This window comes from Brochothrix sp., from assembly GCF_017549435.1.
GTDB lineage: Bacteria > Bacillota > Bacilli > Lactobacillales > Listeriaceae > Brochothrix > Brochothrix thermosphacta.
The window spans coordinates 13,464-27,133 of sequence record NZ_JAFYUW010000081.1 but is presented as its reverse complement, the minus strand read 5'-3'; the positions used below and the strand labels follow the sequence as shown (position 1 = coordinate 27,133).

Below are 13,670 nucleotides of genomic sequence, written 5' to 3'. Positions count from 1 at the left end.
ATGTGATGATTTTACCAATAGACGCACAAATGATAATTGATGAAAGTGAAGACCGTGAGCGAACAGCAGAAGTAGTCGCTCATACATTAGCTTTAATGTCAGTCCAAGCAATAGTACCGACAGAAATACAGGTGGTTGTACTAACGAACCATCTTAATGAAATGGTTAAACGCGCGCGTTTATCAGAAAAAATGATGACGATTGATCCGAGCATGTTCAGTGACGTTTCAAGTGAATCATTAGAACTCGCAACTGAGGTTGTACAAATGATTGGTAATCTACCTGAAGATGAATTGTATTTATTATCCATTCATTTCGAAACAGCAAAATATAACTAAAAAACAATTAGAGGAGGAAATAATAATGATAACAGTCGTAATAGCAGATCGTTTAGGAAAAGGACAAAATGTAGCAAAAGGTGTGGAAGTAGCAGGAGGACGTGCCGTTGTAGTACCAGGAATGGGCGCTGACATGCGTTTAGGTGATGTGATGCAAACAGAGAAAGCTGATATTGGCATTTCCTTTTGTGGAAGTGGCGGCGCGGGCGCAATTACAGCTGCAACAAAATACGGTTATGCGGAACGTCATGGTATGCGCTCTGTAGAGGAAGGTGTTACGGCTATTAATGATGGTAAAACAGTGCTTGGTTTTGGCTTTATGGATCAAGAAGAATTAGGCCGTCGTCTTGTCGAAGCTTATATGAATAAAAAATAAAAGTGGTGAAAGAGGGATAACAGATGGCAAATGTGAAAGAAAAAACAACGGAAATTGTAACAGTTAAAGGTTCTGGCTCGCAAAAAAAACAGGCATTTGCCAGCGCTTTGAATACGATTCATAATCAAATTTTAAAATCAGCCAATGATGTCATTGTCAGAATCGAGCCCATTGATATTGAAATTATAACGGCAGAAGCTGTGAATAGTACAGAGCGCTTTCTGTTCTTCTTTATGCCACGAAAACGCGTTGATTATCATGTGGAGTTGAAAGTAACGATTGAATTAACAAAAATTATTGTTGATAAAGTGCCATTTGTTAATAAGCAAAAGAAGACATATGAACGTTTAAGTTTACCAAAACGCAAACGTAAAAAACTTGAAGTGTAAATCATACAAAAAGAAGGATAGGTGAGTACGAAAATGGAAATCCTGATTGTTTTAATGAAATCTTTACTCATTGGGGGATTGCTTGGATTTGCGGCAGCAGCAGGTGCAGCACGAATGTTTCACGCGCCAGCAAGTCAAGGTCTAGGTGCCTTTCGAACATTGGGTGAAATGAATGCCTGTGAGGGAGATGCCGCTTCGCATTTCTCATTCGGTTTAGGTTTCTTCTTCAATGCTTGGGCATCAAGTGTTGGAGCAGGTGCCTTCACACAAGATGTTACGCATCGAGTGATACCTAACTGGGCAACCGCTGTTTTACTAACGAAAAATAAAAATGTAGCAGAAACAATGCATAATCCTAAAAAAATGGGTATAGTCGGTGGTTTAATTGGAATGGTGCTAGTCGCGTTCTTAAATACAACCGCTTCAGCAATCCCAGAATCGTTACAAGTCGCTGCTGTTGCAGTATTGGTACCGGCAGCAACGATTTTAATCAATACAGTGATGCCTGTTCTATTTTGGTTAGCTGCCATTGATGCCGGTCGTCGTTCTGGTTTTTGGGGAACGATCTTGGGCGGGTTATCTCAACTCGTAATGGGTAACGCTGTACCAGGTGTTGTTTTGGGTATTTTGATTGGTAAAGGTGTGGATGATATTGGTTGGAACCGTGTGACTAAATCAATTATGGTAGCCATCATATTATTGTTCTTATTTAGTGGTTTCTTCCGAGGTTTTGATATGCAAATGATTGAAAGTTTTAAATTAACGATTCCAAACTGGTTAAACGATGTGCATAACGTCTTTAATTTCGGTAAATAATAAAAGAGGTGAAAAAGGATGACAGAAGAAGGATTGAAACGTAATTTTTGGTACGCGGATTGGTCGTTTCCCATTTTCGTAGGAATTATGGCAGCTGCCGTTTTTGCAGGAACGCACATGTATTATGTGTATGGTGTGGGTGCTTTTAACGAGGTATCGATTGTTGCAATGCTAAAAGCGGGTATGGACGGTGGTTCTTATGGTGCAGCTGCCGCTTTTGGTGCAAGTTTCTTATTTGCGCGTATTCTAGAAGGGTCACTCGTAGGGATTCTTGATTTAGGTGGGTCCATTTTAACGGGTGTAGGTATCGGTATACCAGCGATTTTTTTGAGTATGAATATCGTCGCACCGATTACTAACTTTGGTTTGGCATTATTGACGGGTGCTATTTGCGGCTTGTTAATTGGTGGTATCATCATTCTTATTCGTAAAGTCACTATTAATGGATCGAGTTCTACTTTTGGTGCAGATGTCATGATGGGTGCTGGGAATGCGGCTGGTCGCTTTTTAGGGCCACTGTTAATTTTATCTGCATGTACAGCGTCGATTCCAATTGGTATGGGTTCAGTACTAGGGGCATTGATTTTTTATATTTGGCGTAAACCGATTGCAGGTGGTGCGATATTAGGTGCCATGATATTTGGCGCAATTTTCCCAATTGCGTTATAAGAAAGGGTGATACAAATGTATGATTTATTGATACGACAAGGCCGTTTAGCGACGGATGACATCGTCGATATCGCTATTAAAGATAAAAAAATTATAGCAGTTGCTCCCTTAATAGAAGCAGACGCTCAGGAAGTCATTGATTTGGCAGGAGAAAGTTATGTGTCAGCGGGCTGGATCGATGATCATGTTCATTGTTATGAAAAGATGACACTTTATTATGATTATCCTGATCAAATTGGAATTCCTAAAGGTGTAACAACAGTGATTGATGCTGGTACAACAGGTGCGGAGAATGTGGGAGATTTTTATGAATTGGCACAACAGGCAAACACCAACGTTTATGCGCTCTTGAATATTTCTAAATGGGGAATCGTGGAACAAGATGAACTAGCTGATTTGGCTAAAATTCAATCTGCATTAATCACTCAATCGTTGGCAGCTTACCCTGATTTTATAGTAGGGTTGAAAGCGCGTATGAGCAAAACTGTTGTGGGTGAAAATGGTATTGTCCCCTTACAAATGGCAAAAAAAATACAGTCTGAATGTAATCACTTACCATTGATGGTACATATCGGTTCTGCTCCTCCTGAATTAGAGGACGTCCTAACCGAAATGTCAGCGGGTGATGTCATGACACATTGTTACAATGGTAAACCGAATGGTATTTTTAATACAGCAGGTCAGTTGAAACCTTTTGTTCGTGAAGCCTATGATAAAGGTATTCTCTTTGATATTGGTCATGGGACGGACAGTTTTAATTTTAACGTTGCCGAACAAGCGAAAGCAGCAGGAATTATCTGTCAGACGATTAGTACCGATATTTATCATCGCAATCGTGAAACGGGTCCTGTCTATGATTTGGCGACAACGATTGAAAAAATGTTAGTGATAGGCTATTCATTGGCTGAAGTGTTACCGATGATTACTGAAAACCCTGCAGCAGCATTCCATTTGGATAATAAAGGGCAACTAGCAGCAGGATATGATGCTGATATTACTATTTTCAATTTAAAAGAGCGTCGTAAAACATTGGTGGACTCGAATGGGAACACGCGTGAAACAACGACGGTTATTGTACCATCGCATACTATTATTGGAGGGAGCGTGTATGACTGTGACTGAAGGAATAAGTTATCAAAAATACGGTTTAAAAGAAGTGATTAATGCCTCTGGTAAAATGACGATTTTAGGTGTATCAAAAGTGTCTGACAACGTATTAGCCGCACAACAATTTGGCGGGCAACATTTTTTTGAAATGAGTGATCTCGTCATCCAAACAGGTCGACATATTGCGCAGTTATTAGAGGTCGAAGATGCAATCGTTGTTTCAAGTGCTTCTGCTGGGATTGCACAAAGTGTGGCGGGAATGATTGGCCAAGGTGATTTATTCCATGCGTATCATCCTTATACAAAGAAAGTGAGTCGACGTGAGATCATTGTACCGAAGGGTCACAATGTTGATTATGGGACACCCGTTGAGGTCATGGTTGGTCTGGGTGGCGGTAAAATAGTCGAGGCGGGGTATGCTAATATGTGTCATGCAGAGCATATTGAGATGATGGTGACACCAGAAACCGCTGCTATTTTATACATCAAGAGTCATCACACTGTTCAAAAAAGTATGTTGAGTGTAGCAGAAGCGGCAGCTATTGCCAAAAAATATCAGTTGCCCTTAATTGTTGATGCAGCAGCCGAGGAAGATTTAGAAAAGTACACAGCTGAAGGTGCAAACCTTGTCATTTATAGTGGAGGCAAGGCCATTGAAGGACCGACATCTGGCTTGGTTATTGGTGATGCAACACTTATTGAATGGGTGCGATTGCAAACTAAGGGTATTGGACGTGCGATGAAAGTAGGCAAAGAAAACATTTTAGGGTTTACGACGGCAATCGAGGATTATATCCAGAACGGTAGTGAAAGTGGGCATGCGATGAAAGCGCGGTTACAGCCATTTTTAGCGGATTTAAATACAATTGCGGGCATTGAGGCAACAGAAGAACAAGACGGCGCTGGACGTGACATATACCGTGCCAAAGTAGCGGTGAGTGGTCCAGTAACGGCACTTGAAGTTGTTAAACAGCTTAAAGAAGGTCAATTGGCAATCTATACACGTGAATACCGTGCAAACAATGGTGTGATTGAATTTGATATTCGTGCAGTTAATCAGTATGAGATGACTCAAATTGTTGAACGTTTACGCAGTATTTTAAATAACTAGAGAAGAGGAAATGATATGAAAAAAACACCCCAATATATGTCAGATCGTTTATGTTTAAATGTTTTAGCAGGTTCAGTGGAAAACGCAAAAGATTGTTATGAGGCGGCAAACGGTCAAATCGTTCTTGGTGTGCTCTCTAAAAATTATGAAACGGATGAAGCTGCAATCGCTGATATGAAAAAATATGCTCATGCAACTAACAACGCTCTTTCAGTCGGTTTAGGTGCAGGTGACCCAAATCAGAGTCAAATGGTGAGCCGTATTTCAGCTATTTTACAACCCCAACATGTGAATCAAGTATTCACTGGTATTGGCGCAAGCCGTGCGTTACTAGGGCAAAATGAAACAATTGTTAATGGTTTGGTGTCACCGACAGGTAAAGTAGGGTACGTTAATATTGCAACAGGCCCTTTAAGTAGCCAAGCGCCTGCAACAGAAGTGCCAATTGAAACAGCAATTTCATTGTTAAAAGATATGGGTGGTAGTTCTATTAAGTATTTTCCAATGAAAGGTCTTGCGCATAAAGAAGAATACATTGCTGTAGCAAAAGCGTGTGCAGACTATGATTTTTATCTTGAGCCGACAGGTGGCATTGATTTAGAAAACTTTGAAGAAATAGTGCAAATTGCGATTGATGCAGGTGTGAAAAAAGTGATTCCACACGTTTATTCTTCTATTATTGATTCAGAAACTGGACTTACGCGTCCAGAAGACGTTAAAACCTTGATTCAAATGATGGAAAAAACGCTGAGTTAAGTAAATTAGAGCTAGTTGATCTGTATAAACAGTATTTTGACGTTTTCGTTGAAATACTGTTTTTTAGTGTTTTTTTGCAACAGGAGAGGTCTGCTTATTCTTAATAAAGCTAATTATGTCCTTTTTATCAGCAAAAACATACAATATTTACGAACTGTTATAGTACAGATTTAAATAAAAAGACGATTTTTAGTTTAAATATGGCGAAATTGTTACTTTTATGTGATAACGCTTACTTATTGTGTTGTTAAGGTTGGAAACCCTTACAAAATAACAACTAAAAAGAGCGTTATGATTATATGGATGGAAATTGCGAAAAACGTTGTCAAATCAGTGTTATTTGTCATTTTTTGTCCCCATCAATTAGCGATATTATCTGCTATGATAAGGATGTAAACAAATAAAACATTTGAAAAGAGGCGCTTAAAATGATTAAAATTACAGACGCTACACTTGAGGTCAGCCAGTTAATTGAAGCTGCTAAGGATGCCCAACGCTCTTATGAAAACTTTACACAAGCACAAGTTGATGAAATTATTACAGCTGTATCAGTACAGTTGGGAACAGTTGCTGAAGAGTTAGCAACACTTGCTCATAATGAAACAGGTTTCGGTAATATTAAAGATAAAATAACAAAAAATATTTACGCAAGTGAACATGTTTATAATAGTATCAAGGACATTGCAACAGTTGGTGAAATTGCACGTGATGAAGAAAATAAAATTATTGATATCGCTATTCCAATGGGTGTAGTTGCAGGATTAATTCCATCAACAAACCCGACATCAACAGTTATATTCAAAGCGCTTATCGCTCTGAAATCACGTAATGCGATTGTATTTTCACCCCATCCAAAAGCATTACAATCAATTTTAAAGGCTGCGCATTATGTTGAAAAAGCAGCAATCAGTGCAGGTGCACCTGCAGGGCTCATTCAAGTAATCGCACAACCGAGTTTGGATGCGACCAACCAACTAATGACACACGACGACATCGCTTTGATTTTAGCGACAGGTGGTGGAGCAATGGTTAAAGCTGCTTATCGCTCAGGAACCCCAGCAATTGGTGTAGGCCAAGGTAATGCGCCTGCATATATTGAAAAATCTGCAGATATTAATAAAGCGGTAACAGATATTATCAACAGTAAGACATTTGACTATGGAACAATTTGTGCTTCTGAACAATCAATCGTTGTGGATGTGGAGATTAAAGAAGCAGTGAAACAAAAACTGGAAGCAGAAGGCGCTTATTTCTTATCTCGTACAGAAGCTGATCAATTAAGCCGTTTCATTATGCGAGAAGGCGGTGGTATGAATCCTGAGCTTGTTGGTAAGCCGGTTGAGACACTTGCGGCAATTAGTGGTTTAGACATTCCAGCAGGGATTAAAGTATTGATTTCAGAGGAAACTGAAATTGGCGAACATAATGCGTATTCATGTGAAAAATTGATGCCTGTTTTAGGGATGTACACCGTTCATTCATGGGAAGAAGGCGTAAGAACTTGTAATATGTTATTGCATAATGAAGGTGCAGGACATACGGCCTTACTACATACAAGTAGTGAAGAACTTGCATTAGAATATGGCTTGAAAATTGCTGCATCGCGTGTGTTAATTAATACGTACGGTTCACTTGGTGCAATTGGTTTCACAACTAACTTAATGCCATCGCTCACTTTAGGTTGTGGGGCAGTCGGCGGTAGTAGCACAACTGACAATGTTAGTGTGATGAACCTTTTAAACATTAAACGTGTCGCGTTTGGTAAATAAGTAAAAAATAAAACACTTCAAAAGACAGCTATTAAGTCTGCTTTTGAGGTGTTTTTATTTTAAAAGCGAGTGTGATGAATAAAGGGATAGTTTAGGCATGATTTCACACACTATATAAACAAACAATTATTTTTCTAATTGGTATAATGAATAAAGTGAAATATAAATTGAAAAGGAGTATACAAATGAAATATGAATGGAGAAAAAGAGAAAAAAGCCTGTATATGACAACAGGCATTCAAATGCTTAAAATTCCAAAAATGAAGTTTATTACGATAGCAGGGGAAGGTAATCCAAATACAGCACAGTTCACCCATCAAATCGAAGCGTTATATGGGTTGTCTTATGCCATTCGAATGAAGTACAAAACAGGATATTATGAAGATCCCTTTATTTACACCGTTTACCCATTAGAAGGTGTATGGACTTCTAAAGAAAAACCAATAGATGGTGTTGTGGATAAAGAGGGCTTGGTTTATCAAATTATGATTCGACAACCTGATACTTTTAATGCTGAAAGATTTGATGAAATTGTTGAAGAAACGTATGCTAAAAAAAATAATCCGTTTATAAAAGTAGCACAGTTAATTGAGTATGAAGAAGGGCATGTCATTCAAGGGTTACATATTGGTTCATTTGATACAGAAAAAGAAACGTTTGATCAAATGGAGCAATTATTGGCTACAAATAATATGAAAAAAACGGTTATTATGGAGAAGTATCAGCATCGTGAAATTTATTTATCCGATGCGAGAAGGGTACTGCCTGAAAAGCAAAAAACGTTACTGCGTTATAAAATAATAGAGTAAGTCTAAACCTATTTTCCTTGTCGATAATTAACAAATAAAAGTAGCGCGGAAAATCCCGCGCTACTTTTATTTGTTTTGCTATTATCTAAAAAATGATAAAAAAGCTCCTGCCGAACGATGTTTTCATTAATAGTTTAATGACCTAAGGGCAAAGTATACATTTAATTTATGTAACGAAAACAAGCGGTGATTAATGTAATGAGAATTAATCGATATGATAACGTTGTCGATATTGTAAGGGGGTAAGGAGTGTATCTTTTTTAAACACGCGACTGAAATATGTCGGTTCAATATAGCCAACGGCCATAGCAATATCAGTTATATTATCAGTGGTTGATCGCAATAAATCTTTCGATCGTTGAATGCGATAATTTGTTAAATAAGCGATAAAAGTCATTCCCACCGTTTCTTTGAATAAGCGACTGACATAATTTTTGTTTAAATGTACATGATCGGCTAAATCATTTAATGTCAGATTTTTTTGATAATTGGAGTGTAAGTAAATAAACATACGGTCAACGCTTTGTTTTGTTTTATAAGTTGTTAACTTTCCGTCTCTATTAAGTAAAGATACATGGTTAAGGTTTATAATTGCTCGATGAATTGCATTTTTAACATCAGTTGACTGAAGAGGGCGCACTAAATAATCAATTGCACCTGCCCTCAAGGCAAATTGTGCACGTTTAAAATCACCAACATCATCAAATAAAACAACTTTGATAGACGGATGTAATGCAAGAATTTCTTTATATAAGAGCGAACTTTCTTCATCGGGCAATGTTAGGCTGAGTAGCAATAACTCGGGTTGCGATAATTGTGCGATTTTTAATGCTTCAGTTGCGGTTGCTGCTTCAGGAAGAACAACAGCATTTAAAAAATCTTCATTCAGAACTTGATGCAAATATTGACGTTCTTTAATATCGTTGCTGACGATCATCACGTAACACATGGACTGCCCCCTGTAATACAAATTAGTTAATATAATGTCATTTTAGCACATTAGCATAGTTATTTATAGTGTATTTAGTAGATGTTAAACAATCTAAAGTAATAAATGAAAAGGTGTATAAGATGGGGGTCGAAAAGTGGATTTAATCCAGAAAGACCAGAATAAAATCCTAACATTAAAGACATATTATTTGATATGATTATTTTGTAAGCGCAAACAAAAAGGGTGTAAGAGGGAGAGATAATCAATGGTTGAAACAATGTTTAAAGACGTAGAAGCAGTTGAAGTCGTAGATGAATTAATATCAACTGCGCAGAAGGCTCAACAAATATATGCAGGGTTCTCACAAAAACAGGTGGATCATTTAGTAGCAGTTGTATCGCAAAAACTAGGTGAACAAGCAGAAAAATTAGCAATTCAGGCTCATGAAGAGACGGGTTTTGGTAATGTAAAAGATAAGATAATAAAAAATACTTTTGCCAGCGAACACGTATACAATAGTATTAAAGATATACCGACTGTTGGGGAAATTAAGCGTGATGATATCAACCAAATTATTGAGATTGGCATTCCAATGGGCATTGTTGTGGGGTTAATTCCGTCGACAAATCCAACGTCTACTGTTATTTTCAAGGCACTCCTAGCTTTAAAATCAAGAAACGCGATTATTTTTTCACCACATCCCAAAGCGTTGAAAGCAATTATGATGACGGTCGAAATGATTGAAAAAGCGATTGTAGCAGAAGGTGCACCAGCTGGCTTAATTCAAGTTATTAAAAAACCTACTTTGGAAGCGACTCAGTACCTTATGCAACATGATAAAGCGGCTTTAATATTAGCTACAGGTGGAGGAGCAATGGTCAAAGCGGCCTATCAATCAGGCACACCCGCAATTGGTGTTGGACAAGGAAATGCGCCTACATATATCGAAAAAACTGCAAATGTTAAAGAAGCTGTGGCAGCTATTATTGAAAGTAAAACGTTTGATTATGGTACTATCTGCGCCTCTGAGCAGTCACTAGTAGTAGATAAAGAAATTTGTAAGGATGTCATAAAGGCACTCGAAAACAAAAAAGCTTACTTTTTATCTGCTGAAGAAGCACAGAAAGTAGGTGCCATCATTATGCTAGAGAATGGTGGGATGAATCCTGCAATTGTTGGAAAACCAGCTGTATTTGTCGCAAAATTAAGTGGTATCGAAGTGCCAGAAGATACGAGTGTATTAATTGCTAAGCAAACAAATATCGGTAAAGAGTATCCGTTCTCACGTGAAAAATTAACGCCCGTATTGGGTTTTTATACGGTAGAGACATGGGAAGAAGGCATGACAACTTGTAATGCATTATTAGCAAATGAAGGCGCTGGACATACTGCGATATTACATACTCAATCAGATGAACGTGTATTAGATTATGGCTTACAGATTACGGCATCACGAGTACTGATCAATACGTTAGGCGCGTTGGGTGCCATTGGTTTTACCACGAAATTGGCTCCTTCATTAACATTAGGATGCGGTGCAATCGGTGGAAGTAGTACAACGGATAATGTCAGTGTATTGAATCTTTTAAATATCAAACGCATTGCTTATGGCGTATAAGATGAATATGAATAAACGATTGAAATTGAAAAGTAGTCTATAGCGTTTACTGACACGTAATCATTGATTGCGTGTTTTTTGTTGGAATAGGTACCTAAAGTGAAGAGTGACAAGGGATAGGCTGTTGATAAAACAGTATAAATAGACTATAATTAGCAAGAAAACCTAGTTAATATTTGGTGCTGACATCTACCTATGTAAGTGTATTTATTAGTATGGATTAAAATAATAGCATAAAGGCTAAAAGGAAGTGGTAGCATGGATAAAAAATTATCTGTTTCGGAACGCTTAGCGCAAGTAGAACAAGAATTAGCTGAATTGAAGCTTCAAGTTAAGAAAAATGCAGCGTCTGTTAGTATAGAGCGAGAGGTGCCTCGACGTACGGATGAAAAAAATTCATTAAAGGAGAGACCTGCGATTCAAACGAAAAAAGTGACTGTGGTACAAACGCCCGTGCAAAGACGTCTTGCGCAACAAGCTGACAGTGCTAAAGGTCACACAACGTTAACATCAACCAAAGTAGAGACACTGCGTAATGAAGAACCTTTAAAGAAAGAACCTATAAAGACTACTTCAATTGAAGCCATGATTCGTAAAGTATTACCTAAAGTGTTTATTACCATGATAATATTCGGCGTTTTATGGGGACTTAAAATTGTAAATGATTATGGTGTGTTTGGTTTCGGTTTAAAATTGGGAATCGCCTATATTATATCGATAGCAACAGGTGTTTATGCTTACCGTATTTATCAAAAAAACAGTGTGCTCTCAAGTCACTTACTATTTGCACTTAGTTACATCATTGGTATCTTAACAACAGCCGCAGGAACTTTTTTATATGGGGCGTTTAGTCAGGGTGCAGGTTTAAGTATTGCACTACTGTATATTATGTATGGGTTGTTATTAGCGTACTATAAACGTTATCAACCACTAACAATTTTCATCGCTCTTACATCGTTGTTATTGCCATATCTATTGGAATATATGGCCGTTTCAAATAATTATATATACGCCTATGTCCTTTTAGTATTTATTGCCCTACAGTGGCTCACCGTGTCGCAATCACACGTGATGGCTTTTATTGTTAATCATCTATTCTCACTACTGGCAGTTATCTTTTTGAATGTAGCAAATTATGGTGACAATGACACGATGGGTATCATTACTCTGATGTGCTTATTGATACTTACAGCAATTACTTGGTTAGGGATGAATCAACGTTGGGGAAATAGCAGTTCATTCCATAGCGGTTTGATATATTCACTCTTAATGGTAACATTTGCTGTTTTTATTCTGATGGCAGGCTTTGAAAATTTAATTTCACATCTCATTTTGATAATTTTCTTCATCGCTATTACAGCATGGAGTTGGAAAAAAGTGGTGCCGCGTGTATCTGATATTTATCTTGTTATTACACTAATGACAATAATCACATTAGTTGGTTATTTTACAATTGATGCTGCCTGGATGTTTATCTATACGACGTGTGGTTTTGTTTTTGCGCTACTACTGGCTATTAGGTTACAAGCGCCATTCTTATATGCAACGAATGGTATTGGTTTTTTCATCTATATTTATTTGGTTATATTTAACACCCATCGACCCGTTTTTACAGTGTTAAATTTGAATGTCGTGTTAATAATTGTTGGATGTTACCTTATTTATAGTTACTTGAAAAAGACAACGAAGCTTAATAGTAAGGCAACGTTTAGTATTATTAATAGTAATATTGCTGTCTTGGAGTGGTTGCCACTTGTTACAATCGGTTTAACCTATTTCTTCATTAATCAATTATCTATTATTAGTTTCAATTATCCACTGTATTTAATTATTTTATTAGTAACAGTTGTGTTATTGTATGATGAGAAGGTTCGATTTGGAAGCCTAATGACAATTTTCCATTTGGCATTAGCTGCTTTTATTTATTGTCGTACACTAGTCAGTTTTACGTTTGGACAATCTATCTGGGTATTTTTACTTGTAGGTATAGGACTCTTAATTGTGCTGTCTTTCTTAATCTATCATGTGAAACAGCAACGGATTCTTGAAGGTCATTATGGTTTACAAACACCATGGGATAAACGTTTATCAGCAACTATCTTATTTGGGTTAATGCTATTGTTGGCGCTGAAACTGTATATGCAAACCGTGTACTATTACAATGGTAGCCAATCGATTCTTTTTATGGGGCAAACGTTATTGATTTTTGTATTTGCCTTCTATATTATGCATTGGGGATTAACTGAAAAAGTAAATGTGTTACGCATTGCTGGTTTTAGTTTAGTCATCTTAGCGCTGTTTAAACTCATTTTTATTGATCTATGGTACTTGGGCTTGTTTGTTCGCTCACTGCTGTTTATTGGTATGGGTGGTATCGGCTTATGGTTAACGTTAAAAGGGAACGAATCACGAAAAAGTAATTGATTGAGGTGAATAATTTAATGAAGGAAAAGACTGAAAGTTATCAACGCACACCTCTACAACAATGGTGTACTTGGATTAGTTTAGCAATCACTGCAGCAACAGCGTTTTATGTCGCATTTATGTATCAACAGTTGCCACAAGTGGTACCGATGCATTTCAATTTTAGCGGTGAAATTGACGGGTGGGGTGGAAAAGGCAGTGTTTGGTTTTTACCTGCTATCTCACTATTTATGTGGGTGTTACTCTTTATTTTGAGTGATCGGCCAGAACTGCATAATTATTATTACTTAAGAGAAGAAAATAAAACGGCTCAATACCGGTTTTCATGTTCACTATTAGCCGTTACGAATTTATTTATTAGTGTTGTATTTGCATTGCTTTCTCTAGATGTGATGAACCGGGCGTTAGGGGATGTGTATCCGCTCCTTTTCCAAAGCATTATTATCGTCGTTATTTTAGGAATACTTGCGATGATTGCTGCACTAGTCAGTTTACGACGCTTTAAACCAAAAAAACAATAAAAAAACGCTTCCCCTCTTTTAGAGGTAAGCGTTAAC

At 37.5% G+C, this 13,670-nt stretch carries 14 protein-coding genes; 13 read left to right on the top strand and 1 reads right to left on the bottom strand.

What is annotated here, in order from left to right; all coding sequences use genetic code 11:
• Window positions 1–5: 5 nt before the first annotated feature.
• From IKV95_RS05475 to IKV95_RS05430, 10 genes are all read left to right on the top strand, one after another.
• Window positions 6–338 (top strand): PRD domain-containing protein, encoded by a 333-nt coding sequence (locus tag IKV95_RS05475; RefSeq protein ID WP_119945496.1) that lies wholly within the window; start codon window positions 6–8, stop codon window positions 336–338.
• Window positions 339–363: 25 nt separating this feature from the next.
• Window positions 364–714, top strand: coding sequence for an SFCGS family glycine-rich protein (locus IKV95_RS05470; protein WP_287451486.1), 351 nt, complete (start codon window positions 364–366; stop codon window positions 712–714).
• A gap of 23 nt (window positions 715–737) precedes the next feature.
• Complete coding sequence (locus IKV95_RS05465; RefSeq protein ID WP_069120733.1) at window positions 738–1,103, top strand: DUF4312 family protein; 366 nt, start codon at window positions 738–740, stop codon at window positions 1,101–1,103.
• Window positions 1,104–1,136: 33 nt separating this feature from the next.
• The gene (locus tag IKV95_RS05460; protein ID WP_029092536.1) at window positions 1,137–1,919 is read left to right on the top strand and encodes a DUF4311 domain-containing protein; all 783 of its coding nucleotides are present in this window, start codon (window positions 1,137–1,139) and stop codon (window positions 1,917–1,919) included.
• 18 nt (window positions 1,920–1,937) lie between these two features.
• Window positions 1,938–2,588, top strand: a complete 651-nt coding sequence (locus IKV95_RS05455; protein ID WP_029092535.1) for a DUF4310 family protein — start codon at window positions 1,938–1,940, stop codon at window positions 2,586–2,588.
• A 15-nt stretch (window positions 2,589–2,603) separates the two neighbouring features.
• Window positions 2,604–3,710, top strand: a complete 1,107-nt coding sequence (locus IKV95_RS05450; RefSeq protein WP_069125881.1) for an amidohydrolase/deacetylase family metallohydrolase — start codon at window positions 2,604–2,606, stop codon at window positions 3,708–3,710.
• A complete protein-coding gene (locus IKV95_RS05445) occupies window positions 3,697–4,806 on the top strand; it encodes a DgaE family pyridoxal phosphate-dependent ammonia lyase (protein ID WP_069134602.1) in 1,110 nt (369 codons plus the stop codon). Before IKV95_RS05450 ends, IKV95_RS05445 begins: the two co-directional genes overlap by 14 nt.
• A 15-nt stretch (window positions 4,807–4,821) precedes the next feature.
• Window positions 4,822–5,562, top strand: coding sequence for a 2-dehydro-3-deoxy-phosphogluconate aldolase (gene dagF / locus IKV95_RS05440; protein WP_029092532.1), 741 nt, complete (start codon window positions 4,822–4,824; stop codon window positions 5,560–5,562).
• Window positions 5,563–5,990: 428 nt separating this feature from the next.
• Window positions 5,991–7,331, top strand: a complete 1,341-nt coding sequence (locus IKV95_RS05435) for an aldehyde dehydrogenase family protein (RefSeq protein ID WP_069120727.1) — start codon at window positions 5,991–5,993, stop codon at window positions 7,329–7,331.
• Between the two features lie 185 nt (window positions 7,332–7,516).
• On the top strand, window positions 7,517–8,140 hold the full coding sequence (locus IKV95_RS05430; RefSeq protein WP_029092531.1) for a GyrI-like domain-containing protein: 624 nt from the start codon (window positions 7,517–7,519) through the stop codon (window positions 8,138–8,140).
• A 205-nt stretch (window positions 8,141–8,345) separates the two neighbouring features.
• Here the strand turns inward: IKV95_RS05430 and IKV95_RS05425 are convergent, their stop codons facing one another.
• Complete coding sequence (locus tag IKV95_RS05425) at window positions 8,346–9,089, bottom strand: helix-turn-helix domain-containing protein (protein ID WP_029092530.1); 744 nt, start codon at window positions 9,087–9,089, stop codon at window positions 8,346–8,348.
• Between the two features lie 247 nt (window positions 9,090–9,336).
• Here IKV95_RS05425 and IKV95_RS05420 point away from each other — a divergent pair, with 247 nt between their 5' ends.
• The 3 genes from IKV95_RS05420 to IKV95_RS05410 all read left to right on the top strand — a co-directional run bounded on the left by IKV95_RS05420 (window position 9,337) and on the right by IKV95_RS05410 (window position 13,634).
• Window positions 9,337–10,689 carry an aldehyde dehydrogenase family protein gene (locus tag IKV95_RS05420; protein WP_220709461.1) on the top strand — a complete coding sequence of 451 codons (1,353 nt, stop codon included), beginning with the start codon at window positions 9,337–9,339 and terminating at the stop codon, window positions 10,687–10,689.
• Between the two features lie 258 nt (window positions 10,690–10,947).
• Window positions 10,948–13,113 carry a DUF2339 domain-containing protein gene (locus IKV95_RS05415; protein WP_287451485.1) on the top strand — a complete coding sequence of 722 codons (2,166 nt, stop codon included), beginning with the start codon at window positions 10,948–10,950 and terminating at the stop codon, window positions 13,111–13,113.
• 17 nt (window positions 13,114–13,130) lie between these two features.
• Window positions 13,131–13,634, top strand: a complete 504-nt coding sequence (locus tag IKV95_RS05410) for a DUF1648 domain-containing protein (protein WP_029092528.1) — start codon at window positions 13,131–13,133, stop codon at window positions 13,632–13,634.
• Window positions 13,635–13,670: the final 36 nt, after the last annotated feature.